General features: G+C 49.2%; 25 protein-coding genes and 2 pseudogenes. 4 read left to right on the top strand and 23 right to left on the bottom strand.

Going from position 1 to position 25,953, the window contains the following annotated elements; all coding sequences use genetic code 11:
• Nucleotides 1–4: 4 nt before the first annotated feature.
• From ACYP03_RS13620 to ACYP03_RS13675, 12 genes and pseudogenes are all read right to left on the bottom strand, one after another.
• Entirely contained in the window at nt 5–418 is a 414-nt protein-coding gene (locus tag ACYP03_RS13620) for an NUDIX domain-containing protein (protein WP_459780401.1), read from the bottom strand.
• A complete protein-coding gene (locus ACYP03_RS13625) occupies nt 418–849 on the bottom strand; it encodes a VOC family protein (protein ID WP_459780403.1) in 432 nt (143 codons plus the stop codon). The genes ACYP03_RS13620 and ACYP03_RS13625 overlap by 1 nt, the downstream gene beginning before the upstream one ends.
• Nucleotides 850–881: 32 nt before the next feature.
• Complete coding sequence (locus ACYP03_RS13630) at nt 882–1,298, bottom strand: GNAT family N-acetyltransferase (RefSeq protein WP_248141659.1); 417 nt, start codon at nt 1,296–1,298, stop codon at nt 882–884.
• Nucleotides 1,299–1,393: 95 nt separating this feature from the next.
• Nucleotides 1,394–2,131, bottom strand: coding sequence for a PhzF family phenazine biosynthesis protein (locus ACYP03_RS13635; RefSeq protein WP_459780405.1), 738 nt, complete (start codon nt 2,129–2,131; stop codon nt 1,394–1,396).
• A 3-nt stretch (nt 2,132–2,134) separates the two neighbouring features.
• Nucleotides 2,135–2,734, bottom strand: coding sequence for a DJ-1/PfpI family protein (locus ACYP03_RS13640; protein ID WP_330959396.1), 600 nt, complete (start codon nt 2,732–2,734; stop codon nt 2,135–2,137).
• A 196-nt stretch (nt 2,735–2,930) separates the two neighbouring features.
• Nucleotides 2,931–4,145: an MFS transporter gene (locus tag ACYP03_RS13645; RefSeq protein WP_459780407.1), complete on the bottom strand. Its 1,215-nt coding sequence runs from the start codon at nt 4,143–4,145 to the stop codon at nt 2,931–2,933.
• A gap of 95 nt (nt 4,146–4,240) precedes the next feature.
• A pseudogene (locus ACYP03_RS13650) lies at nt 4,241–4,758 on the bottom strand (nucleotidyltransferase family protein).
• A 71-nt stretch (nt 4,759–4,829) separates the two neighbouring features.
• On the bottom strand, nt 4,830–5,402 hold the full coding sequence (locus ACYP03_RS13655) for a DUF6151 family protein (RefSeq protein ID WP_330959393.1): 573 nt from the start codon (nt 5,400–5,402) through the stop codon (nt 4,830–4,832).
• A gap of 35 nt (nt 5,403–5,437) precedes the next feature.
• Nucleotides 5,438–6,244 (bottom strand): hypothetical protein, encoded by an 807-nt coding sequence (locus ACYP03_RS13660; RefSeq protein ID WP_459780409.1) that lies wholly within the window; start codon nt 6,242–6,244, stop codon nt 5,438–5,440.
• A gap of 192 nt (nt 6,245–6,436) precedes the next feature.
• Nucleotides 6,437–9,568, bottom strand: coding sequence for an efflux RND transporter permease subunit (locus ACYP03_RS13665; RefSeq protein WP_459780411.1), 3,132 nt, complete (start codon nt 9,566–9,568; stop codon nt 6,437–6,439).
• Nucleotides 9,565–10,971 carry an efflux RND transporter periplasmic adaptor subunit gene (locus ACYP03_RS13670; RefSeq protein ID WP_330959390.1) on the bottom strand — a complete coding sequence of 469 codons (1,407 nt, stop codon included), beginning with the start codon at nt 10,969–10,971 and terminating at the stop codon, nt 9,565–9,567. The genes ACYP03_RS13665 and ACYP03_RS13670 overlap by 4 nt, the downstream gene beginning before the upstream one ends.
• Complete coding sequence (locus ACYP03_RS13675; RefSeq protein WP_248140465.1) at nt 10,958–11,623, bottom strand: TetR/AcrR family transcriptional regulator; 666 nt, start codon at nt 11,621–11,623, stop codon at nt 10,958–10,960. The genes ACYP03_RS13670 and ACYP03_RS13675 overlap by 14 nt, the downstream gene beginning before the upstream one ends.
• A 276-nt stretch (nt 11,624–11,899) precedes the next feature.
• Here ACYP03_RS13675 and ACYP03_RS13680 point away from each other — a divergent pair, with 276 nt between their 5' ends.
• Nucleotides 11,900–12,511 (top strand): beta/gamma crystallin domain-containing protein, encoded by a 612-nt coding sequence (locus ACYP03_RS13680; RefSeq protein ID WP_248140466.1) that lies wholly within the window; start codon nt 11,900–11,902, stop codon nt 12,509–12,511.
• A 63-nt stretch (nt 12,512–12,574) separates the two neighbouring features.
• Here the strand turns inward: ACYP03_RS13680 and ACYP03_RS13685 are convergent, their stop codons facing one another.
• From ACYP03_RS13685 to ACYP03_RS13720, 8 genes and pseudogenes are all read right to left on the bottom strand, one after another.
• Nucleotides 12,575–12,976, bottom strand: coding sequence for an ACT domain-containing protein (locus ACYP03_RS13685; RefSeq protein WP_248140467.1), 402 nt, complete (start codon nt 12,974–12,976; stop codon nt 12,575–12,577).
• Nucleotides 12,977–13,000: 24 nt separating this feature from the next.
• On the bottom strand, nt 13,001–13,483 hold the full coding sequence (locus ACYP03_RS13690; protein ID WP_459780414.1) for an N-acetyltransferase family protein: 483 nt from the start codon (nt 13,481–13,483) through the stop codon (nt 13,001–13,003).
• A 100-nt stretch (nt 13,484–13,583) separates the two neighbouring features.
• Complete coding sequence (locus ACYP03_RS13695) at nt 13,584–13,802, bottom strand: DUF7661 family protein (protein ID WP_371929326.1); 219 nt, start codon at nt 13,800–13,802, stop codon at nt 13,584–13,586.
• A 710-nt stretch (nt 13,803–14,512) separates the two neighbouring features.
• Nucleotides 14,513–14,998 (bottom strand): annotated as a pseudogene (locus tag ACYP03_RS13700) (tetratricopeptide repeat protein).
• Between the two features lie 558 nt (nt 14,999–15,556).
• Entirely contained in the window at nt 15,557–16,447 is an 891-nt protein-coding gene (locus ACYP03_RS13705; RefSeq protein ID WP_330959384.1) for an EamA family transporter, read from the bottom strand.
• A 27-nt stretch (nt 16,448–16,474) separates the two neighbouring features.
• Entirely contained in the window at nt 16,475–17,047 is a 573-nt protein-coding gene (locus ACYP03_RS13710) for an O-methyltransferase (protein ID WP_330959383.1), read from the bottom strand.
• Between the two features lie 279 nt (nt 17,048–17,326).
• Nucleotides 17,327–17,704 carry a hypothetical protein gene (locus ACYP03_RS13715; protein ID WP_248140472.1) on the bottom strand — a complete coding sequence of 126 codons (378 nt, stop codon included), beginning with the start codon at nt 17,702–17,704 and terminating at the stop codon, nt 17,327–17,329.
• Between the two features lie 133 nt (nt 17,705–17,837).
• Nucleotides 17,838–18,074, bottom strand: coding sequence for a hypothetical protein (locus ACYP03_RS13720; RefSeq protein ID WP_248140473.1), 237 nt, complete (start codon nt 18,072–18,074; stop codon nt 17,838–17,840).
• 139 nt (nt 18,075–18,213) lie between these two features.
• Here ACYP03_RS13720 and ACYP03_RS13725 point away from each other — a divergent pair, with 139 nt between their 5' ends.
• Nucleotides 18,214–18,777 carry a TetR/AcrR family transcriptional regulator gene (locus ACYP03_RS13725; RefSeq protein ID WP_330959381.1) on the top strand — a complete coding sequence of 188 codons (564 nt, stop codon included), beginning with the start codon at nt 18,214–18,216 and terminating at the stop codon, nt 18,775–18,777.
• On the opposite strand, the gene ACYP03_RS13730 is transcribed toward ACYP03_RS13725, so the two are convergent.
• Nucleotides 18,737–21,118: an ATP-dependent helicase gene (locus tag ACYP03_RS13730; RefSeq protein ID WP_459780419.1), complete on the bottom strand. Its 2,382-nt coding sequence runs from the start codon at nt 21,116–21,118 to the stop codon at nt 18,737–18,739. The two genes, ACYP03_RS13725 and ACYP03_RS13730, sit on opposite strands and share 41 nt — an antisense overlap.
• 205 nt (nt 21,119–21,323) lie before the next feature.
• Here ACYP03_RS13730 and ACYP03_RS13735 point away from each other — a divergent pair, with 205 nt between their 5' ends.
• Both ACYP03_RS13735 and ACYP03_RS13740 read left to right on the top strand, forming a co-directional pair.
• A complete protein-coding gene (locus ACYP03_RS13735) occupies nt 21,324–22,427 on the top strand; it encodes a phosphoribosylaminoimidazolesuccinocarboxamide synthase (RefSeq protein ID WP_459780421.1) in 1,104 nt (367 codons plus the stop codon).
• Nucleotides 22,428–22,642: 215 nt separating this feature from the next.
• Nucleotides 22,643–24,511 carry a methyl-accepting chemotaxis protein gene (locus ACYP03_RS13740; protein WP_248140476.1) on the top strand — a complete coding sequence of 623 codons (1,869 nt, stop codon included), beginning with the start codon at nt 22,643–22,645 and terminating at the stop codon, nt 24,509–24,511.
• Between the two features lie 92 nt (nt 24,512–24,603).
• On the opposite strand, the gene ACYP03_RS13745 is transcribed toward ACYP03_RS13740, so the two are convergent.
• Together ACYP03_RS13745 and ACYP03_RS13750 are read right to left on the bottom strand one after the other, a co-directional pair.
• Entirely contained in the window at nt 24,604–25,110 is a 507-nt protein-coding gene (locus tag ACYP03_RS13745; RefSeq protein ID WP_459780424.1) for a GNAT family N-acetyltransferase, read from the bottom strand.
• A 234-nt stretch (nt 25,111–25,344) separates the two neighbouring features.
• Nucleotides 25,345–25,941 (bottom strand): DJ-1/PfpI family protein, encoded by a 597-nt coding sequence (locus tag ACYP03_RS13750; protein ID WP_459780426.1) that lies wholly within the window; start codon nt 25,939–25,941, stop codon nt 25,345–25,347.
• Between the last annotated feature and the right edge of the window lie 12 nt (nt 25,942–25,953).

The raw sequence follows: 25,953 nt of genomic DNA on the forward strand, positions 1-25,953 counted from the left end.
AACTCTATCCGGCATTGGCCAGCATCGGCAAAACGACCCGGCGATATTCCGCCAGCGCGATGTTATCCGCAGCAATGGTTGCCGGTGCGGTTTCCTGTAAAGACGTCCAGATCACTGCTTCAGCTTCTTGGGCCGAAATCTCGCCGGTCCAATCAGTTACCACGTAATAGTGCAACCGCTGCAATTCCTGCGTTGGATGGTACAGCGTACACAACGGAAAATAACGAACGGGCGTAACGGTAAGTTCTTCTTCAACTTCGCGATGTAAGGCCTCTTCCAGCGTTTCACCGGCTTCGACATGTCCGCCCGGTATCGCCATTAAACCCGGGTCGACCGCTTTGGTGAGTTTACGTTTTTCCAGCAGTATCTCTCCATCGCGAATCAGCATAAAGGACACGCAGTCATGAATATCTTGCATCATGGTTTCGTTCTGCCTCGTGTTGCCATCGGATGATCAGGATTGAGTTGCAACAAATCCCACTGGTTACCGTACAAATCCTCAAACACCGCAACCGTGCCGTATTCCTGCTCGCTTGGCGGACGTACAAATCGAATGCCCTCAGCGACCATACGTTCATAGTCACGCCAGAAATCATCCGTGTTCAGAAACAGAAAGACGCGCCCGCCGGACTGATTACCGATAAAATCCATCTGCTCGGGTTTGGAAGCTCTGGCCAGCAACAGCGCAACACCATCAGAACCCGGCGGAGAAACCACCACCCAGCGCTTGTCCTGCTCTGGCTGATAGCTGTCTTCAATCAATTCGAATTTCAGCTTATTCACATAAAAATCAATCGCTTCATCGTAGTCTTTCACCAACAATGCAACGTGAACTATGGCTTGTTTCATACCTTCAGCCTTCCGTTCTCTGGATCAAAAGTTCAGACATTCTGATTATCTGAAGCATTAAAAGAATACATCCGGACTTCATCTCGAGCGAACCAGCCCAGACGTTCATAAAAACGCTGCGCCGCCTCATTCTCGCAAAAGACAAAAAGATGCGTTTTTGCAATACCAGCCGCCGCCAGCCCTTCCACGGCTTTTTCAATCAGCATCTGACCAATCCCTTGTGAACGATGCGACTCAGAAACGGCCAAGTGCTGCAGATATCCCCTGCGCCCGTCGGTTCCCGCCAGTACAGTCCCCACGACCTTGCCCTGGTGTTCGGCCACAAAACTGGTCCCCGGATTCCGCGCCAGATAAGCTCCAATGCTTTCCGGTGAATCCGCATCCCGCAAAGATAACCCTTCAGATTCAGACCAGATATTCATCACGGCCTGATAATCATCCATCGTCATCTCCCTCAGACTGACCCTCTCCCGCGAACTCACTGAATCCGATGATATGAATGGTGCGACTTCCATGTGACCGTCCCTGTTCTCTTTTTCAACTCTCATTCGCCTTTGCGGCGATACACATATCCGCCCACCCACAACGTTTCGTCTTCTGTGTGCAGATGGATCAGATTGTCATATGCCGGATATCCCATATGAACCGCCTGAGGAAAATCCGTTAAGGGTAAAGCTGCACAGCAGACTGCGCACGCGGGATCTTCCGGGATGTTATACAACGGGTTCGACGCTCGGGCATAAATGCCTTCTTCAGTGCGGGTAAAGAGAATATATCCGCTGAAGTTTTTACCCTGATTCCATGCAGCTAATGCTTCAAGCTCAAAATGAACGGCATTGAGGCTTTCCAGACTATCCAACTCAATACACCATTTCGGTTTTCCGGCACTGAATATGCCTTGTGCCAGCATCTGAGCGGGTGATAACCCGAACCAGCCTGCCTCCGCCACATCCGAAAAATTCGGCGGAACGGCTACAGAAGGCGCCATGCTGACGCTCACCTGATCACCCTGTTTTCGCACCTGGCTGATCCCCGTCCCGGTTTCCACCGAGAATACGGATGACTTCAGATGACTGGCGGCTCCCAGCAATGCATGTCCGCAAATTGGGGCTTCTTTCGAGTCCGGATAAAAAAAGCGAAAACGCACATCGGCACAGTGGCTGTCAGATATCACAACAACCACAGGAATACCTGAGTCCATCGGATTTTCGGCCACATCCGACACAGCCATGATGTTCCCGCCCCGATCCGCACTCTTGCCAAATACCTGATAGATTTCCATGATTTACTCTAAATAAGGTTCAATAACAGACAGGCAGTGATTGACCGTCGCTTCTTTCTCTCCCACTGGGGCAACATAATGGATCGCATTTCTGGCAAACGAGATACCCGCAGATTTTGCAATCAGCCACATTGAAAGATACTGAGATGCCATGCATCCGCCAGCAGTGGCAACCGACTGGCTGGCATGAAATGGCTGCTCCAGCACCTTCAGTCCGGCATCCATTGCCCAGGGCTGCGTGGTCAGATCCGTACAAACCGGCTGATGGTTCTGAATGCCTAATGCCGGTAACCACAATACGCCCGAACACTGGGCAGCCAGCAGCTGTCTGTCCGGGTTCAGTGAAAGTGCATTTAATAAATTTTCATCGGTAACCAGCTGACGGGTACAACTGCCGCTGCCCAGAATCACCGCATCCGCCTGATTGGCATACGCAAGCGGCTGTTGTGCGGAAATTTTCAGTCCATTCATGGAAGTGACTGTCGGTGTGGGGCTGGTGATCTGTACCTGCCAGTGCTCCCCTTTCACCCGGTGAAGAATGGAATAGGCTATCAGTGAATCAAGCTCATTAAATCCGTCAAACGTGAGGATGGCGATCTTCATAGCATTGTCCCTTGCTCTCTTTAATCGTCATTGCGGCATCACTGCCTGAATTGTGTCCGGGAACAGATTAACTTGAATGAATAAAAGGTTACCAGCACTAAATTGACGATCTTATTTTCAGGTTCAATAGGTCTGCAGAAAGAAGCAATCCCCTCTCAGCAGCGGCTCGGATAGCCTTTTCGGGCAGACTTCAGCTTTATTCCGTGGCCAGAGTTCGGGTCGCTTCTGTTTCTGATTCCGGATATAACCTGAACACACCAAAGAAGAAGCACATCAATACCAGGATGAGCAATGCCAGTCCTAATGCTGCAGCGTCAAACGACCAGTCAAACAGGTATGAACAATAAAATGCAACGAATGTATTGCCCGCCGCAATCAGGATGTTTTGGGTCGCTGCCGTTCGGCCAGCAACACCGTTGAGCGTCCTTGATTGCAAAAACGAAGACAGACTCACCGCTGCAAACGTAGTCGAAGCGCCAAAACAAAACAGCATTACCGGCAGCCACAGCAATTGTTCAAACAGCCCGTAGCACAGGAATGCAACAGCAGAGATACCCTGATTCAGCATCAGGAGAAAATCGGAAGAAAGTGACTGAAACCTCCGATGGAATTGCTTCATCAGTATCCCGGACAGAATCGCACCCGATGCATAGCTGACGCTCAGCCACGACAACCAGACGGTATCATCAGAAAATTTTGCAGCCACCAGCGGCGCCAGCAGTAGATAAAAACCTCCCAATGAAGCAGCAATAGAGAAACTGCTGGCCAGACGAACACTGAAAGCCCGGTCGCTTTTGATGAAATCAACAAAATCATGCCAGTTTAGCTGCTGAGGCTTTTCCTGTGCTTCCGCTGTGGTGTTGAAACGGCGGCGGCGATAGATGGAAAGGCTCAGCACGAAGCAGAACCCATAGATCAGTGTCATCAGATAAAAAACGGCAATTTCAGAGTACCAGGATAAAAATAACCCGGTTAGTGATAAACCAATGATCTGACCAAGCTGAGACGCTGATGTCATGCGCCCATTTACCACTTTCAATTCATCTTTTGCAGCAATTTCTCTGACCAGAACAAACAGAGACGTCCGGTAAAATGGCCGGAACACATACACCATCGCGGCAGCAATCAATAAACTGACCGAATAGAGCACGTCATAGCTCATCGCCAGAAAAAGAAACACAGACACACTCAGTGCATTAATGGCAATCAGTATCCGGGCCGGTGCATATCGGTCCGCAAAAGATCCGGCATAAAGCTGGATGAGCGTGACAATTAAAAATTCGCCGCCATAAGCTGTGGCAAATGCCCACAAACTATTCGTCTGATCGTATAAAAGTTTGCCCAGTAACAGCGTAAAAATGGCACTGGCCATCTTGGTAAAAAATTCGATATAAGCCGGAAAATTTTTCAAAACTTCACCCAGTCGATGGATTGATTCAGAGACGCGATACCAGAAAGCAAGGACACACGGGATGAACATTTGGCCCTGAAGTCAGCCTTCAGCGCTCACACCGTTGGCGCTTCGGGCTGATGCGGCACCACGACTTTCAGTCCGGGCCAGTGTTCGAGCCACTGTTTTTCTGCCACTCTTGTCTGAAAAGCCGTGAACGGACGACGTGGATTGTGCGTCAGGCAGCCGGCAAACAAAGATGTCAGGCCAAAGCAGGCAATAATATCCAGTTCTCCTGCCACACTGCGGGCCGCGACAGCCGTCTCACATTCAACCCAATAACTGATGGCATCCATCGTGCTGGTATACGGCTGATCGCCATTTCGTGTGTGCATCAGTGCCTGATTGCGAACCTGCCAAACCACAAACGGATATTCACGGTTCAGCTGTGCTTCTGTTTGCCAGGCTTTTCCTGTGTCTGCTCAGACGGGTCGAAATAAACCACATCGACATCATTGAGCGGTGTCGGCGGACTGTAACCATGTAAATGATCCCACACCAGATTTCGGACAAACCCGGCCCCGACATATGCTTGCGGTAAGTTCAGCGATTCTACAACGGCTAACACCGACATACGCAGATCATCCTGTCGCAGCCACTGCGACAGTCTGTCTGCCAGTTCGGCTTCCTGTTTCAACATCTGACTCATTTATTCACGATTTCCGGCGGGACCTTCGGCTGACCATCCAGGTTGAAAAAAGGATTCGGTTTGCCTTTCCCCGTCAGTTTCCAGCCCAGAATTTTCAGCATCACCCGGATCATCATTGGCCAGACCCGGTTTGTCCGCAGAATTTCTTCCGGCAAAACAGGATCAGCATGTTGCGGATAAGCATGCGCGCGAACCGGTCCGAGATGCGCTTCAGTTCTGTCTTCAGGGACAATCGCGGTTTCAATCAGTCCCACGAATGGAAAACCGGGTTTCAGGGTATTTGCAAGCGGGGTCTGACAACAGCCTGCATACCAGCGATAAAGTCCGTCCGGCGTCAGACGCAGACAGCGAATCTGTTCCGCCCCTTTTGTCCATTGGACGCTGGAAGGGCTGAGCTGAAAAATCGCGGTGCCACGATGTGCGGTTAAGATTCTTTCCGGTTTCAGCTGCTCAGCAAATGCCTGACAATCCTTGCAATAGCACACCACACGATTTCCAGACGATGGCGCAGGCACCAGCGCAGTCCCCTGAACTTCCCCGCATTCACAAGCAAGACGAATTGTTGCCATACCCCTCTCTCCCTGATTGATAATTCCCGGATGCATTATTGTGTGACGGGCGGTTTTTCTTCAGAGCGCGATATGACACTTTCTGAATTGACCGCCAATCGTGCACGCAAATGTCTTGCATACTCTCTCAAACGTAACGCATTATTAGCAAACTTTTTGTTTCCGCAGAGAATCCCGCGATAAGAAATTTCCGGACTGGAATAAACAGGCAGCACCTCGTCAGCGTATGACATGATGGTCCCCTTACCAGCGCATTGATAACCAAAAGCATAAAATTTGAAGAATTGCTTTAAGTGCGACGGGGTCGTTTCAATGACCTCATCCAGAGTCATTTCCGTCTGCGCTGAAAATGTATCGATATCATGCTGAGCCCAGGCCAGATGCCCCAGTTCATGCTCTAGCGTATCTTTATCGCAGGCCATATCCAGGGTAAAAAACTGCGGAAAGACGCGGTTATTTGTCATCCCACAATGCTCCGGCGGCAAGGCTTCAGAACGTTTACTGCTGAATATGACGCCATAATAATGATTCGGTTTTCGGGTCATTTCCTTGATGGATTCCGGGTCATAATATTCCAGCATCGAATGAACCACATTGATGCTCTCAAATTCCTGTAAATTCAATTCATCCACCTCAACAATCTGATGCAAGGTGCGATGCATCGGCACACAAGAATTCTTCAGAATCAGGTTGGCCCTGTTGATCCAGCTTTGAATCATGCCCTCCCGCACATACGGGGAATAATCATCTTTCACTTCTTTCGACAGAAAAAATGTAATCGGCGTTTCGACCACTTCTTCCTGCTGACATTTTGGTAAAATCAGGTTTTCGGGCGATGCCATAACAGAAGCAGACATCAAACAAAACAAAGAAAAGAAAATAAACGTGCGCACAGCTGACTCCGGGTCATACAGAAGCTAGGCAATATATACTCAACTATGCGCATTGCTTGAGTCCAAGGAAAAAACTGTGTCTGAAGACACAGTTTATCAATGGGTTATACCGCTATCTGTACCACTTCTGGTGCAATTGGGTCAGTTTGTGTGAGATGACGCCGCCATCATGCCGGAAGAAAGACGACGAGCTGCCTGATATTCCCGAATATCTTCCAGCACGCCGTACAGACAAGGAACGACAAACAACACCAGGACACTGGATGCCAGCAATCCAAAGGTAATACTGATCACCAGCGGGATCATGACCTGCGCCTGCAGGCTGGTCTCAAAGAGCAACGGCAGCATACCTGCGATGGTGGTTGTCGAGGTCAGTAACATTGCCCTGAGCCGTTCCTCACTGGCCTTTCTTGCGGCGTCGTGCAGTGTCAGTCCCTCACCGGCATTCGCTTTTACAAATTCAACAAGCAAAATGGCATTGTTCACCACAATCCCGGCCAGTGACACATAGCCCACCATGCTTGGCATGGTCAGCGGGTAACCCATCAGCATGTGTCCGCCGATCACACCAATCAGTGATAGTGGAATCGCCAGCATGACGATCAAAGGCTCGGCATAGCTTCTGAACTGTATGCTCAGCAAAACAAATATCCCGACCAATCCGGCCAGAAAACCAGAACGTAATGATATCTGGGTCACCTTGCTGTTTTTCATTTCACCTTCCGCCGTCATCGTTAACCCGGGAAACCGGGCCTGCAATTCAGGCAGAAATCTTGCGAATGTATCTGTGACGACGGCTTGTGCGTTGGTGTGCTGTGTATGGACGGCACCGAAAACTGTGACGGTCTGCTGACCATTGATTCGGTTGATGCGTGAATAATCCCGTTCAAAATGGATGTCTGCGATACTTGCAAGCGGTATCCGTGTGCCTGTGACCGGGTGAATGATGGGGAAATATTCCAGCGTTTCCAGACTGGCCGATTGCCGGGTATCCAGTTGAACATTGATTTCAACCTCATCCAGTCCCTGATAAACCTGATCCACTTCCTCACCATAAAAGGCCTGTCTTAACTGTCTTGCGACCTGCGCAGCCTTCACCCCGGCCGCCAGGGCTTCCGGTTTAAGTGTCAGACGCAGCTCCGGACGTCCGGCCCTTAAATCATCAAAAACGTTATAAACCCCGGCATACCCCTGAAGCCATTCCTGCAGAGCAAATGAAGCCCCCGATAAAACAGCGGCATCGCGTCCCTGCAGGCGCAGTTCGATGGCCCGGCCTGCCGGACCAATCGCAGGTTCGGTGAAAATGACTTTCGACACCTCAGGCATTGGCGGTAACGCTGCCATCCATTCGGCAGTCAGGGTATCGACATCCGTCTTGCGCCGCTCAGCGGTAAGCAGATCGACACTGATGGTTGCCAGATGAGCTCCGGTTTCGAAAGCATCCACATTCTTGTTGAAACTCACGGTCACTGCCTGTACCAGAGGCGCAGCTTCCTTCTGATTCAACGACTCGCTGGCCTGAGTCAACGCACCAAGCACAGTGTCGACGGCAGATTCCGTCTCTTCCAGCCGCGAACCGGCAGGCAGGATCAGCCTTGCTTCCAGCACATCGCCATCCATCTCCGGCAGCGCCTGAAACTTGAGGTCACCACTGGCGAGCATTGCAACGGACAAAATGAATAACGCAATACTGCCGCCAATCACTGCATAACGATACTGCATCGCCTTGTGAACAGCTTCACCCGTAGCAAGCTGCAAACGGCTGAAACCCCGATCGACCGCTTGCCTGAACCAGTTGTGTGTCTGCTGCTTTTCATGCGTCAACGTATGATGTAAATGACTGGGCAAAATCAGAAATGCTTCAATCAGACTGACCGTAATCACAATCAGTAACACAGACGGGACCACCCGCAGGATCTGCCCGATATCACCCTCAATCGACAGCAGCGCTCCGAAAATCAGAACCGTGGTTAAAAAAGACGACAGCACGCCCCGGGCAACCATGGAAACGCCTTCGGTGACCGCAGCCAGTGGCGATTTCCCCTGACGGGACTGCGCAGCAATACTCTCGGCAATCACAATGGCATCATCCATCAGAATGCCCAGTGCCAGCAGCAGTGCAACGATGCTCATCATATTGAGTGTGATCCCCAGCGCTGACAAAAAGAAAAAGCTTGCCAGAAAGCTGACCGGCAGCCCGGCGACGACCCAGAGGGTATACCGCAGATTGAAAAACAGCAGCAGGCTGAAGAACACCAGCACAAGCCCCTGCCAGGCGTTATCGATCAGCATTGTCAGGCGATCAACCACAATGGAAGTGTTGTCTTTAGTCAGCGTCAGTTGCACGCTGTCCGGCAATTGCTGGCGTTCAGTGGCAAGAAATGCTTCAACCGCAGCCAGCACATCCAGACTGTCATCACTGGTATTTTTCGAGACATTCAGCAACGCGGCCGGATTCCCGTTAAACAGCGCAAAGTCTTCCGGATGACTGAAAGTTTCTTCGATTGTCGCGATGTCTCCCAGCTGGACCTGACTGCCGGTTTGCCCACTGAGGATCTGCAAACGTGATAAACCATCCACCGTCACACGCTGGTCGTCCACACTGAGATCATACGTCTGATGACGGGTCTCCAGATCCCCCAGCGGCAGATTGATATTCTGAGATGCAATGCTCGCGCTGATTGATTCCAGTGACAGTCCGTAAAACCTCAGTTGCTCAGGATCCAGTGACACACGCAACTGCCGGGTGGAAAAGCCTTCAATCCGAACCAGTGGAATCCCTGGTTGTCTCAGCATTTTCTCTTTCAGCTGTTCAGCCAATGCTTTAAGTTCTGGCCGCGTCAGCTGATCGGCTGTCACAGCCACGGTGACGACCGGACTTGTCCGGCCCATTTCTTCGATCACAGGTGTGTCTGCTTCGTCCGGAAAACTGTCGATACCATCCACAGCCGAACGAATATCATCCTGAAATGCTTTGAAATCTTCACCTTCCGCCATCGTCAGTGTCATCATCGCCAGACTGTTCCGGGATTCACACTGCACTTCGTCCATGGCAACAATGGCTTCGGTGGCCTCTTCCAGCGGACGGCAGATGCCATTTTCCACCTCTCGCGGACCAGCACCGGGATAAGGCACCGTCACACGAACCGTATCGGTATCAATCTTCGGAAAAGTTTCCCTCTGCAGGGTTGGTAAATAATACAGGCCCGCCAGAATAAATAACGCCATCAGCAAGTTGGCTGCCGTCGGGTGACCAGCAAAAAACCGGATCATGGTCTGCCCTCCCCATCCGTTTTCACCAGCTCAGTTGAGGATGAAGACAGACGTTGCTGCAACGCCACGTCCTGCTGCAGGACCAGAGGCATTCCCGCCATCGCGGGCAAGAGATCACTGGTGATTACTGGCGTACCAGCCGGAATCGCATCCGGGCTGAATAATGCCAGATCCTGCATGGTCAAATCTGGCGAGGCCGGTAACCGGCGCAGCTTTGAGTCTTGATCTGCAATCAGCAAATATCCCTCATGCAACGCATGACGCGGAATGATCAGTGCGCGGATTTCTGTCCCGACCAGGCTGGCGACAACCGGCATCCCATCCAGCAAAGGCGGCTTACTGCCCGGCGTCAGATCCTGATAAGGCTGATCAATTGCCAGCCGGATGCCCAGCGTATGCGACTGTGGGTCCAGAGATTCTCCCAGACTGACAATGTGACCGGTCCAGGACGATTCAGAAAAGCCGGGCACCCGAATCTCGGCCTCGATTCCCATCTGGGCAATCAAAGTGCCGAACACACGGGCATCCGTCACATTCACCGATTGTGTTCTGTCGCTAAAAAGGGTTTGAAAAAAAGGTTTCAGCTTCGCAACAGGAAACTGGGCCGTAACTTCCATTCGGTCAATACCGCTGGCTTCAAATAAAACTTGTCCGGTCTGCATGAACTGCGCCTGCTCCGCCTGTACCGCTGTCACCCGGCCGGTGAACGGCATGACAATCCGGGTTCGTGCCAGGTTTCGCTGTGCCTGCGCCACCTGAGTTTCCGCAACCGTCTGTCTGGCGATCAAGACCTCGCGATTAGCTGGCAGGACAGCCAGCTCATTTTCCAGCAACGCCTGTTCCTGCTGCAGCTGAATTAGCTTCTGACGCTCACCATCGACCTGAGAAGCCGACTGAGCACCACGCTGGTTCAGCGTTTGCTTTCTGTCCAGTTCCCGTCTGGCAACTTTCATCGTATCCAGAATCAGTGTCTGACGGCGTTTCAGAGTCTTGTCTGTCTGTGCCAGCTCAGCCAGGTTGGCCTTCGCAATGGCAAACTCAGCTTCTGCCTGGCTCAACGCCAGCAGGTAATCGGCCTGATCCAGTTCAACCAGGACTTCGCCCTGATTCACCAGACTGCCCTGCTTCAGCAAAGGTGAAACCCTGCTGACCCTACCCGAGACTTCAGCAATCGCTTTGACTTTCACAGAAGGTTCGATAAAACCGTGTCCGGTCAGACGAGGACGCACAAGTGACGGCGTCGCTTCAATGTAAGACACTGCGGTTGGCGAAACCTCGACCGCCTGATGCTTCACCGGGGGCCGGGTAATCACGAGCGTCACCATGACAATCACGGCACAACCGATAAACAGCGGCGCAACAGCTTTCGTTTTCAGTAACTGACGAATTTTAGCGGATTTCATCGGAGTCTCCTTGCGCCGGGAAGTGGCCAAACCCCTGGGTCAATAACAGGGTTAAATGCTGTTTCCATGCATCTGAACGTAACACCTGACGATCCACACCCAGAACGCCTTGAATCAAAGGTTCTGCAATCATGGGGAACGCCATCAGGCTGATCATGGAAGCAGTGGCAAAACGAGGATTAATCTCTGCCCGTAAAATGCCTTTTTGCTGCAAGACCGAAAACATGGTCAGCAACGCATGGCCGATGCGGACTGGGAATGTTTTTACAAAATGCTCTCTCAGCCGCCCCTCACTGGCCAGCACTTCATCTTTCACCAGATTGATGAGCCATGGCTCTTCCGTCATGATGTCTGATATCGTCGACACCAGCACAGGCAGTACCCGTTCCGGCTCCGTGCCGAGTAAGCCTGCCACCTGCTGAAGCCTGCGTTGACGCATATCGCCGGTACGATCCAGTAACGCAAGAAACAGCCCTTCTTTGTTGCCGAAGTAATAACTGATCATCGCAGATTGCGTCCCGGCTTCAGCCGCCAGTTCGCGTATGGTGATGGATTTATATGATTTTCTGTTCAGCAAACGTTCGGCAGCATCAAGCAGTGCCGCCATCATCTGTGCCTGCTTTTCCGGATCCTGTGGTCTTCCTCTGGACATAAGCCTTCAATTCATTAATCAAGTGATCAACTAAAAAATAAGAGGAATCTGGCTACTTTGCAATGCCTGAAAACTGAACACAGATCAAAAATTCAGATGAAGATACAGACAACGTTCACCTTGTCCGGGTGACACATACAGCGAACACCGGCTGGCAAAACCTGAATCTGAAATCATTACTCGTGATTTGCATAATAAAATTGCCCGTCTATTTTTATTTTTGCTGACATTTGGGGTTGGCTTTTATTTATAACAATGACAATAAATGGTGGACAAATGAACAAAACAACGGATTTGGCTTTTTATCGCGAAGAAAACTTTGGGGGTACCCCTGAATACTATTCGCTCGGAGATGATGTGACGTTTCACGATGGTGACAACTTCAATGATAAATATTTATCTTTAAAAGTCATTAACCCGGTGAAAGTCAACTGCTACCAGCACTCTGATGGTTCAGGCTTTTTCAACAGCTACACCTATGGCAATTACCCAAGCCTTAAAGAAATGGGCGGACTTTCAAAGTTCCAGGTGACTGAAGTAGATACTCATTTTGCAATCAGTATGCGGTTGATTGATGTGACCGGGGGTGAGCCTCGTCAGTTCCTGATGACATTTAATGCGCATGATATCGGTGATGCACAAATCTGGTCTGGTGATCAGGAATATAGTTTATTGCCAGTCACTGAGAATAGCGATATCGTCACTTGCGCCATTTATATTCGGGACATGACAACCGGAGAATATATTGCCAATGGTTCGATGTATTTCCAGTACAATCCGCACAATGGCATTGTTGAGATCATCACACCAGCAGAAACCTTCCCATCGAATCTGACAGTAAAACGAATGGATAATACGAAGTTCGACTTCACGCTGACCAGCCGATAAAACATAGCTTCCTGTGCCTCAGCAGCAAGTGTTGAGGCACAAAATCAAATGCTTATCCTGCGATCAACTTTGATTTGCCAGAGCCGTGAGGACCGCCACGGCCTTGTCTGCTTTGTCGGCAGGGACAAATATATGATCGTGGTAATACGCTGCAATCACATTCGCACTGATTCCGTGCTCAGCCAAAGCGGTGGACACAGCAGCTGTCAGTCCGACGGCTTCCAGGCTGGAATGTACCGTTAAAGTAATACAGCGAAACGTCGTATCAGAGACTGCCCCGATAGCCTCGGCCGCTGACTCTGTGACAACCAGCGTCAGTCCTTCCTGCTCTCTGAACATTGCTATCGGCGAAAGCGCCAGATATTCAGCCACACCCCCTTTCACACTACAAAACACATAGGCTTCCGGGCGCAATTGTGGCGACATTGAACGAAGTAAGGCTTGTAAATCCGTCATCCCTGACATTTTTCTCTCCATTTCATCTTTTGATTACAGTGATTTATACATGACAAACGTATCGACATATCCCAAAGTCCGGTGCCGGTAGGCACCAGAAATCGTCCCGACAATCTGATATCCCAGTTTCTGCCATAAAGCGACCGCGGCTTCATTTGTCGACACCACGGAATTAAACTGCATAGCCCGGAATCCAAGCGAAACCGCTATTTGCTGAGAATGTTCACACATGGCTTTTGCCACACCCCGACCACGCGCCTCTGAAGTCACCATATAACCGCAATTACAGACATGATCACCCGGCCCCATCGCGTTCGCTTTCAGGTAGTAAGAGCCCAGCAGCATACCATCCTGTTCGCAGACAAAAGTTCTCAGCGGTTGTTCACACCACAATGCATAAGCCTGAGATACATTCATTTGCGGCTCAAACGCGTAAGTTTCCTGTTCCTGAATGATGGTCTGAAACGTGGGCCAGAATTGCTGGAAGTCTGAAGAGGTCATTTCTCGGAAAAGCATTCTGATTCCTTTTGATTGCCTGAAGAAAAGCGTGTCTATTTCGGTAAATACAATTTAGTTTGCGCTGTGACGCTGAGCATCAGCTGGAACTGTGTGACGCTCAGTATTTTTGAACATCCGGATATTGAGCTGAGGCCTGTTCATGATAAATATCAGCCAGATAACCTGCCAGCTCTGACTCCTGCAAATCTGAAGGAATGACCACATCATAAACCCGGGCTCTCAGAGAAGTCTCGGATTCCATGAAGAGCAACCATTCCCCATCCTTGCGCTGAACCGACATCAGATGACCAAAGACATTAAATTTGATGAACATCATGATTCCATTCCTCCCGGGTCATGTCAGTCTCTGTCGAAACAACATAACAGCTTTTCAGGCAGGGGCAATCACAGGGTTATCTAAGTGTTTCCACTTGCGCTCGGAAGGCGTGATGAAAGAAGATGTTCTGAGAGGTGAAACCAAAAAAATTCGGGGCTTTGCAGCCCCGCACTCAAGGAACCATAGTTCAGTTTCTTATTATAATTCCGGCGGTTGGCGACGTGGTGTCACCAAGCCATTAACTTAAGCGTATTCAATCGATCACGATATGGCGAAAAATAAACGCAAAAATACGTCAAAATTTCGTCACGATCACGAATGAAACACAGGGCTTCTGTTCAGATTGGCGTAAAATGCACGAAGAGTTAACGAAACCGGTCATTGTCAGACAGACATCAACCCGTTGTATCGATAAGTTGTACCACACCAAAACACAATGAAAGCCTGTTTGCTTTCCTGACAGCCATAAACGAATTGCAGCATCCTAGCATTGGTTTATGACAGTACAAATACGTCTTGAAAGCTTCTGAATGCACACCACAATCTGTATGAAATATACTGCATCCAATTCCTGCTGACTGAACTGATTTATCCGTCAGTTTATATGTCTCTTTCATCAGGAAGCAAAAGGATACATGATTCTCATCAGTTTTGGCAATTATTCTCTGTCCATTCATATGATGCAAATAGGAATATCATTCAATAATCACTTACCATTTCCTATTCAGATCAGACGCATACCTCAGAATTGTCTGCTCATATTTCTTAATGGAAGGACTGTTTGTTTTTTCGACAAGTAACCTCAGTACAATTTCCATCGCTTCTTTATGTCTGCCTAAATGATACAAACACATCGCATAGAATGGTTTTATTTCATCCGCATCAGGATACTCTGCAATAACTTGCTTAAAATAATCCAGTGCATCGTCATAATTTCCCAAACAACGATGAGTACAGGCTAATCCAAACAATGCTTCGAATCGATCCAAAACACTCAATTATCCTGCCAGTGCAAGTTCATAATGCAGGACCGCTTCTTTTTCTTTTCCCTCATTGTCATAGGACCAGGCGATATGCAAATGTGCCTGTGGAGCGTACGGTGATTGGTTCTCAACTAAGGTAAAAAGTAATGCTCTGGATGCCAGATGTTCCCCTTCCCGCCTCAGTGAAACAGCGCGAGTAATCATGGTTTCCATTTGAAACTCCTTTAACTGATAAAGATAATTAGAAAATAAAACGCCGTAAACCCTTCAATGATGAAGCATACATTCATCGTCTGAAGGTAAGACTCAAACCATTTCATCTTCATCATGAAAGGTAATATGAATGCCATCAGACAAAATAAGATATCTATCAGCAGCCTGTTTTCCAGAATAAAACCAGACAATTTCTTATTATTCATGTCACGCATATCGACCCATCGTTCAAGAAGCAATGATCGCTCTAAAAGAATGGCATCCTATTTTTGGACAGTTTTACAATTTCCCGCATCGACACTTCTTCTTACCAGGACCTTATTCTGAACGATGCCTAACTCGCAGGTATGCCTTTTCCTGAATCCTTCAATATTGCGGAATAAACCATCACCGTACTGGGTGGCGCACGAAGAAAAAACAGATCGGCGAACACAATCAATGCAATAATCCAGATGAATATCCAGGCAGGCAACATATACTGACGTTCAAATATCAGATTCATCGGACTCTCTTTATTTTCCAGGCCACGACATCCCCTTCTGACCGTCTTTTACCCCACTAAGATTCACCAGGAATTACTTCAGCCTTAGCCCTGAACCACCGGCCTCCCAAGACACACACAGCCAGACCGAGAAAAATGAACCCCGCACCTAAAATTTCTGATTCTGCCATTCGCTCACCAAGCAGCAAAGCCGCTGTAATCATCCCGACCACAGGGATCAGCAAGGCAAAAGGAGTGACTGTGGCAGCAGGATAACTCTTCAGTAAGTGTCCCCATAAAGCAAACGCCAGGAGGGTCGAAATATAACTGACATAGGATATGGCCAGCCAGGTCTCTGTTTTTGCTGCGAGTAATAACGAAATTGGGTCAGATGTTTCTGTGAAGTAAGAAATGACGAGCAGCGGAGCCGGCGGAACCAGACTCACCCAGACCATAAAATGTAACAGGTTCACCCCTTTCATACGTTTCATAATGCTGTTCGCAATTGCCCAGCAGAAGGCAGCCGCAAGGATCATCACAAGACCCAGGGCCGTGATATTTCCGCCACTTTCCATCAGAAATAAGCTGAAGCCTGTGCTCGCAATCAAGATTCCTATGGCATGATGCTTGCCGATCGCTTCTTTGTAGAGCAACACGCTCAGGCCAATCGTAAAAAATACCTGCGCCTGCAAAATCAGGGAAGATAAACCTGCCGATGCATCCGCTTTCATTGCGATAAATAACAGCCCGAATTTCAATACACCGAGAAACAGCCCGACGCCAAGTACGTTGAACACCGATGTCTTTGGAAAAGGCACAAAAAAGACAGCCGGTAACGCAACCACAGCAAACCGTAATGCAGAAAATAAAATGGGTGGCAGTGTTTCCAGACCGATTTTAATCGCAGAAAAATTCACGCCCCAAATCAGAACAACCAGCAACGCTGTGGCGATATCTTTTGACTTCATGTTTCATTCCTTGATTCAACAGCAGCATCAGGCTTTGTGGACGACAAATTCACCCTTTCCGACCGGTAACAGGCAAGACGTCAACGTGTCTTTGGTACTTAAATAGGCCATAAAGTCTTCCAGTTCATGCCGGTGTGACATGGCATTGTCACACACCAGTACCCCGCCTGAAGACAATCGGCTTAAAAGGTCATCTGCATACGCCAGATATGATGAACGATCAGCATCCAGAAAAATCAGATCGAACATCTGCTGGCTGCCACGAAGAAATTCGCCGGCGTCAGCCTGAACCTGCACAATGCGATCCTGCAGTTCTGCGCGGGCAAAGTTCTCGGCTGCCATCTGAGCTTTATCAGCAAGCTTTTCAACCGTCACAACTTTGCCGGATGCCGGAAGCGCTGATGCCAGCCAAAGCGTGGAATATCCGTTTGAAGTGCCGATTTCCAGCACCAGCTCCGCTTTGGAAGCCTTCACCATGACAGCCAGAAACTCACCTGTGTCACGGGTGATATTCAGCAGTTTTTTGGCTCGGTTCGTTTCACTCGCATCATTCTGTTCACCCAAAATTTCCAGCTCATGCAGCAAGTCTGATAGCGGCATACTTCCTCCCTGAAAGCGCAGTCATGAAGTTGTGGATCTCATCTGACGACAGATGAAAATGATATGCAGCAAGAAACATATCAGGTGTGCAGGGTTTGGGCAATGCTGGCCGGGCAACAAAAAAAGGCTGCACAAGGCAGCCAAGCATCACAACTAACTGGGCTTTTATGCCCATTCTTATACCGTTCAACATCTATCTGCACTGGCAGATGAATGTATCAGTTAGATGTAACGACCCACTGAACGGTGATATTAAACTTTATGATGAAATTAATTGAATTAGTTATCCTTTGCGCAAGGCACAACCAACTTTTCCTGATAACCGCACATGACCGGATAACTAGTCGCATGCCGGATATCCGGCACTTCCGTCAGCACATGATCTTTATAATGCCGCCATGTATATTCAGCCATCCGGACACAGTAGGCAGGGTTTGAGTCGGCATGACATAACTGTCTGGCACGAAGTAAAGCCGACATTTCGACCTTGCACTGTTGGATCTGTTGCTCATCCTGATAGAGCTGAGAACATAACGACAACTGATCTTCATTTGTTGAAACTGCTTCACGTGAAATATCACGCCAATGGATTTTGGATGACGCACAAGCACAGAGAAAACTGCAGAGTTGCAAAATCAGCAACCACCGAATCCACATAACAAGCCCTTCCTTTCGCTTTAACCCTATAAAAAAGCGACCGTTAAGGAATGGTTCATAAATGTCGGGGGCCGTAAAAAAGCCATGCTTCCGCATGGCTGACTCTTAAACTGAGGTGCTGCACACCTCTTCGTTAGTGATGTACCGCGGCTGGACGGGATTCCGATTCACCATAAGCCTTTCTGAGCTCAGTCACTGCCGTGCTCGGGCCAAGGATCAAAGATACAAACGCAACACCGCCGACTAATAAGACTCCCCCAACGACAGGCCCCACAACAAAACAGTAGAACGCCAGAAAAGGCAGATATACGGTATAGCGAAGTACCGTTAACAAAATAGCTCTGAAGAAAAAGATTGTGTTCATCATCATCTGTACCCCTGAAATAAAATTGAGCGCGCTCATTTATGCTAATTTGAGCGCGCTCAATTTTCAAGGGTATCACTGATACTTTTTTCCCGATGCGTTATTATGGTGGCAAAAGCAGGATCTTAACCGGGCACAGCCACAGATGAATAAAAGAGAACAAACCCGCCTTAAAATTTTACAGGCAGCCTGGCAGCTGTTTCGTCAAACCGGGTATCAGGACACGACCACTCGTCTTATTGCGGAACAGGCTGGCGTTGCCGCCGGGACTGTATTCAGCCATTTTCCATCCAAGCTCTCGCTGCTCAAAGCAGGACTGATGCAACAAATCGATATGGTTTTGAAAAATGCGAAAGCTGAAGAACCCGATACCCACCCGCAAGGCAAGCTCATCCACTACGCAAGCCATCTGTACGCTTTTTACTGCAGTGAAGCCGACTTCAGCCGGGAGTTATTCAGAGAATTAATCTGGCAGCAGGAAGAATTTGAGCAGCAGCTGGATGCCTTTCGTCATCAGCTTTTTGCTCAGGAAGAGAACCACAACCCGGATATGGCTGCCGTGATGATGGATTGTTACTTCATGACTTTAGTTTCCGGGCTGAACGCAACTGAGCCTGATGCATCCGTCATGCTGCATCAGTTACAACGAAAACTGCAGGTGTTACAGCTCAGCGAAGCGCCTGACGACGCGCATGCGCCACAGCAATGAGGCGTTTTTCAAGCACAGATTGCTTACCGGACTGTGCTTTTTCCAGTTCTCGCAGCAAACGGGTGATTTCAGTGTCCAGATATCGGGCATTTTTCGTTCTGACCAGTGAACGAATCACTTTTTCAGCATTCTCCGGTAACGGCTGTTCAATCGCCCAGCGATAACTGTATCCGGCGATACCCGGGTTCACCGCGACCCGGCTGGTATCACTCCTGGCTTGCTCTGGCTGTTTCGGAGCAGGCGCATCTTCTGTCCGCCCCACTCTCGCATAATATTTTTCTGTCACTGGCGTCCCGGCTGCAGGCAACTCACCGGCTTGGTACAACAACGGACCGATGCTTCCGGCCAGTTCGATCGCCGCTTCCCGGACAAAAGCGCTGGCATTGCGCTTCCCTTTTTTTTCTGTATCTGTGTAATACACAGCGGCAAAATCTTTCGCACGGGTCAGTGCCACATAAGCGAGACGTCGCTCTTCTTCCTGATCTGTTTTCATGTCTGTCGCCGCGGGGTTACGGTAAGGGAACGCATCTTTATCCCAAAACGGCAGATAGACCCGGGTATACTCACATCCTTTTGCCCGGAAAATTGTGGTCACCTGAATACTTTCGGATTGCGCTGGCTGTGCGCTTCGCTCCGTACTGACCTGTCTGGACTGAGCCGAATAAAATTCGAAATATTGCAGCGCTTTTTCACACCGTTGGTCCATCGTTTCCAGTACGGTTGAAACCGCATCCAGCCGGTCAATCGCTTCTTCGATTTCACTGGCTGTTGCTTCTGTTTTCCATATCCAGCTGTCCAGCCCGCTTTCCCGGCGATACTGCTCAAAAACGTCAAACGCCTTCTGGCTGCCTTTGCGTTGCAGACGCCCCAGTAAATCCAGCCGCTCAATCAGATTATCCAGTTTGAGATTCGGGTTCGCTTGACCATGACGTTCTGCAAACCCGGTCCAGGCCTTGCTGTTCATTTTCGCCAGCTGGTCGCACAGCGGTTTCAGTTCCTTATTCGGCACATAACAATGCGGAAACGACATCAGATTGAACATCAGCGCCGAACGATCCTGATCAGCCATCTGTTCAAAACGTCCCACAGCAAGCTGCATGACTTCCATCAGCAACCGGACTTCCCTGCTGTTGGCCAGGACAGACGGCACTGGCATCTGGTATGGAATTTGTTTACTGAGAAACGCCAGTTCAAACAGCAGCGTCTGGGACCAGCGCCGGACCAGAATCGCTACATCGCTCGGCTTGCCGCCTTGCTCAAGGTGTGTCTGTATTGCGGTCACAATTTCTCCGACCTGACGTGGCGAACCAGTCAGGCTGACCTGCGTATCTGACACAGCCTCCGAAGGAACCGTCAGAAAATCAGAAAAACGGGCCTGGTTATGCGCAATCAAATGACTGGCAGCCAAGGCCAGACTGTGCCCGAAACGAAAGGTCTGAGACAGGGTATAGACATTCGCAGGTGTGAAGTCCCGCTCAAAGTTGAGCATAAACTGAGGCGCACTGCCCCGCCAGGTGTAAATACACTGATCCACATCGCCGACAGCCACCAGCTGGCAGCCGTCCCCGAGTAACAGTTTCAGCAGGCGGTACTGTGCATTGTTGATGTCCTGAAATTCATCCACAACCAAAAGCCGACACTGATGCTGATAACGCGCCCTCAGGCTGATATTTTGTTCCAGCAGACCAACCACGGTGACCAGCCAGTCGTCAAAAAACAGCAACCGCTGTGCCTGCCGTAAATGCTCAAAGGCCTGAAAAGCCTGCAGAATAAAACGGTAATCGCTGTTAATTCCGGCCATCGCAAAGACTTCAGCCGGTGGCAGCATATGCGCTTTCACCAGCCCCACAAAACTCAGCAGCAATTCCAGCGTTTTCGGCTCTTTCAGTTGCTGCTGCTTGCTGTAAGCCGTTTCTTTGCCGGCCATTTGTCGCAGCACCTGCTTTGCCAAACTTTTATCGTTTTCACCCGGTTTGAAATCGACTCTGAAGCCCGATTCCGCCAGATAACCGGACTGGTTCAGCACACTCAGACAAAAACTGTGAAAGGTATGCACGGGCACAGGCTGTTCAACACCCGCCTGCGCCAGCTTCCGCTGAAAGTCACGCCGGATATCACTGTTGAACATCAGCACCAGCATTTCCTGGGCTGGCCGCTTGAGAAGCTGTGACTGAATCAGGCCAACCAGCGTCGTTGTTTTACCTGTGCCTGCACCGGCAATACATAAGGCATTTCCTTCTTCATGCTGAATAAAACGCTGCTGTTCAGAAGTAAAATGCATGTTGAATACGCCGTGGCCTGAAAGATGAAGGGACGCGATTTTGCCATAATTTCGTCCCATACACGAACCTCTGCTCTGTCTTTGCGATTTCTGCTGAATTTTCAGGGATTGCCGGATTAACCATCAGTCAGAAAAACACCAAGGCAAACGTTTGCTTTTTGCTGAAAGGCAAAATGACTTCTGCTATTATCTGCCTCGCCAACAGGAGGTTTCGCCCCCTGCCAGTAATTTTCATCGAATTGACTCTTGAAATAGGAACTTCACCATGAGCCTTGCTGATCAAGTTCTCGCTGTAAATGATGATCTCCCAATCCGTACCGACCAGCCGGTTCACAGCGGTAAAGTACGCTCCGTTTACTGGCTGACTGAAGCTGACAGCCGACGCCTGATCCAGGAGAAAGGCTATGATGTCAGCCCGGATGCCCCGCTGGCAATTATGGTCATCAGCGATCGCATTTCTGCATTCGACTGTATCTGGCACGGTGAAGGCGGCCTGAAAGGCGTTCCGGGAAAAGGTGCCGCCCTGAATGCGATTTCAAACCACTGGTTCCGCCTGTTCCGTGAGCAGGGTCTGGCAGACAGCCATATTCTGGATATCCCGCACCCCTTCGTCTGGATAGTGCAGAAAGCGCGTCCAATCAAAGTAGAAGCCATTTGTCGTCAGTATATTACGGGTTCAATGTGGCGCGCATATGCCAATGGCGACCGTGAGTTTTGCGGCATTGCAGTCCCGGATGGTCTGCAAAAAGATCAGAAACTGCCAGAGTTACTGATCACCCCATCCACAAAAGGTATCCTGCACGGTATTCCGGGTGTGCCTGCGGTTGATGATGTCAATGTCACCCGCAACGATCTGCTGAACAATTTCAAAGCCTTCAACTTCAGCAAGCCTGAAGACATAGACCATTACGAAACGCTGCTGAAACAAGGTTTTGGCGTGATCAGTGATGCCCTGGCTCAACTGGATCAGATTTTTGTCGATACCAAGTTCGAATTCGGCTATGTCACCGATGCCAGTGGTAAAGAAAAAATGATCTATATGGACGAAGTTGGCACGCCAGACTCTTCCCGTATCTGGGACGGCCCGGCTTACCGTGAAGGTCAGATTGTTGAAAACTCAAAAGAAGACTTCCGGCAGTTACTGCTGAACCACTTCCCGGATCCGGATATTCTGCTGAATAAAGATCGTATGAACGAACGTGAGGCACTGGCACGTGATAACGCATTGCCGAAAGAAGTACTGATGCAGGTGTCCCGCATTTATACAGGTATTGCTGAAAAGATTACCGGCAAGAAAATTGTCCTGGGCGGTAATCCCAAAAAAGAAATCATCACAGTCCTGCGCAATGAATATAGCCTGATCGACTGACAATATTCCTCTCGTTGTATACTTTCAGGGCAGCTTCGGCTGCCCTTTTCAATCCGCACAATATTCTTCACTAGCGTCAAATGTATTATTCCTCACAAAATGATTCTCAAAAAACATTCATGCATCACAAATACAAATTTTCGCTATTAAGGCTTTTTTGCTGCGGGACGACAATAGAAGGACAAAAACATTCAAAGCAGTAGTTGAGGGACCCAATGAAGTTTAGCCACAAGATCGTTGCCACTTCGTCGGCAATACTGTTCGCCGCCTTAGTATTACTTTCAGGTATCCAGTACGTTCACACCAGAGATGATGTCAACAAGTTAGTCAGCAGCAGCATCAATGAGATCGTTTCCGGCGTGAATCAAACGCTGGTCACCGAGATCGCCAGCCGTACCAAATTAGCAAATATGACAACCAGCCTTGTCGAACAAAATTTCTCTCCTGAAAACATTCGTACCGTTATCGGTCAATCCGTTTTAGCAAACACTTTTGAACTGACTGGTGTCGGATTCGAGAAAGATGGCTCCTACATCATCAGTGATCCAAGCTGGCAGCCTTCCGCAGGCTGGGATCCTCGCAAACGTCCCTGGTATACACAGGCCAGAGACGCCGGGCATATGATCATCACATCCGCCTACCGCGATTCAGTCACCAATGAAATTCTGGTTTCTTTTGCTGCGCCAATCAAACAAAGCGGTAAATTTGCAGGCGCCATTTTCTTCGACGTCAGCATGAGTAAAATGGCCAGCCTCATCAACCAGGCCTCCCTGTTTGATGCAGGTTATCTTTTCCTGATATCTGGCAAAGACACCATCATTGCCCACCCGGATAAGAAGAATAACGGTAAAATACTGTCTGAAACTTATCCGGGATTAAAGGTATCAGACAAACCCATTGATACTGAGCTGGATAACGAATCTGTGAACGTCAGCTTCCATAAAGTAGATGGTCAGAATCTGTATATTGGTGCTGTACTGAAAAAAGACATCGCTTTTGCGGCCGTGAACCAAATTAAGCAAAATGCGATTGTGTATTCACTGCTGTTCATTGCATTTGGCTGTGTAGCAGTTTTCCTGATGGTGAAACGCCTGATGCGTCCACTGGACGTGATTAACCAGGCCATGAGAAACATCTCTTCCGGTCAGGCTGATCTGACACAGCGTCTCAACACCGATGCTGAACCAGAATTTGCCACTTTGGCACAAAGCTTTAATCAGTTTGCAGAACGGATGCAACAACAGATTATCCGTTCACAAACCTTAAGCCGCGACATCATGCAAGGCACGGAACTCACCGCAGAGGGTGCGAATCGTTCCGCAGAAGCCATGAACCGCCAGCTGCAGCAACTGGAACAACTGGCCACGGCCATGAATGAAATGGCTTCCACTTCTGCCAATGTCGCTGACAACGCACAAAGCGCCGCGTCTGCTGCTTCTGCAGCCGAAGAAGCCGCACAACAAGGCAGCAATGTCGTTTCCCGTACATCCGTATCGATTCACGATCTGTCGGATCAAATCGATCAGGCCGTTGATGTGGTCAGAGAACTGGAGTCTGCAACCGGAAATATTGAGCGTATTCTTCAGGTCATTAATGACATCGCCGATCAAACCAACCTGCTGGCACTGAATGCGGCGATTGAAGCAGCAAGGGCTGGTGATTCAGGCCGTGGCTTTGCCGTGGTTGCTGACGAAGTCCGTACGCTGGCCCAACGTACCCAACAATCGACCACAGAAATCCGCCAGATGATTGAACAGCTTCAGGCGGGCGCAAGCTCAGCAACCAGCACAATGGCGCTGAGTAAAAACACCGCCAGCAGCACGGTGGCTATGGCACAGGAAGCGGATGATGCCCTTTCAAGCATTCGTGAGGCCATTCAGCAAATTAATGATATGAATATACAAATTGCTTCCGCTGCAGAAGAGCAAAGTCTGGTCGCTGAAGACATTAACGGTAACACCATCAACATTAAAGATCTGTCGGTTCAGGTAGCTGAAACCGCCAGTGAAACCAGTGTTGCCATGGAAACGCAGATTCAGAATGTCCGAGAGCAGAATGATCTGATGAGACAGTTTACGGTTTAAGCTGTGTTTTGCCGCCAGATTAATTATCTGGCGGCATCATTGTTCTATCCCGTGTGGAAATGTCCGGATAAGGGTTCAGAAACGAACGAATTTCATCGTCTCAGGTAAATATGGTCCGCATAACGTTTGCCGCCAATTTCGTAAGCTTCAGGAATTTTTTCCTGTAACGTGAAACCGCACTTTTCCAGCACGCGCTCAGATGCAATATTTCCTTCCGTGACCACCGCTTGAAAGGCATCCAGACCACATTCATCTTCAGCCCAGTTGATCACGGCGCGCAGGGATTCTGTCCCATAGCCTTTGCCGTAATACTCAGGCATGAACAGATACCCCACTTCCGCAATCCCATCTTTAAGAATGAATCCGGTCATTCCGACTTTTTGATGCGTCTGCTTTTCTGTAATCACCAGTGTCAGCCAGCCATCACTTTCTGGCGTCCAGCCGTTCAGACGTGATTCGAACTTGGTTTTCAATTCGTCTTCTGCAGGCGCATCAAAACATTTTTCAATCACAACAGGGGTAACATGCAACGCATAAAAAAGTGACCAGTCTGCTTGCGTGATTGGTGTCATGATCAATTGCGGGGTTTCTAACTTCATCCGTGATTTCCTCACCTATTTATCCAACACTATTTTATTTTCCATTCAGGAACTTAACATGGACACAGAGATTCCCACCAGAGCGAATCAGTAAAAAATTCATTTTAATCAGTCACTTGTCTTATCGGAAATATAGGCGGAAATATAGGCAGAGATGTTGTACAGCAACTGGATGTCACACAAAGCCACACTCAAAAGACAGACGTCACGATAGTCACGTCTGCCTTATACAAATCAGGCTTCAGCAATTGTTTGGGTAATGAGTTTGTCGAATATCTCAGACTGCCCCGCTGGAATCAGTTGTCGGTGTATCGCTCGGCGCTTATCGGCATCATACAATCGCTCAATCAGCCAGCCTGTCAGATACATCTGAGACAAGCATCCGCCAGCCGTTGCTACATTGCCATTCACGACCAGTGCTTTATCCAGCACGCATACGCCTTCCGCTGCAAGGGCTGGCTTTGCATCCGGATGGGTTGTTGCCGGCACGCCATCCAGAAGCCCGAGTTTAGCCAGAATAAAAGCCCCGGCACAGATCGAACCGATCAGCTGCTGCTGAGGATTCAGTTTCAAAGCAGACATAAATTCAGGATTATTCAGGGCCGCAGGCACACCTTTATAGCCACTGCAGAATAAAACAGCATCCGCGTCAGACACTTCAGCAAGATGACCATCTGTTTTAACTTCCATACCCAAGGTTGAAGTATGCACCGACTTTGTTCCCAGTACTTTTACAGTCCAGTCCGATGACATTCTCCCCAGAATATCCCGCAACAGGAAAAAATCGACATCGGTAAAATCATCAAAAATAACAATAGCTATCTGATACATCCTATTCCTCCA

It is taken from the genome of Photobacterium sp. R1 (genome assembly GCF_054600795.1).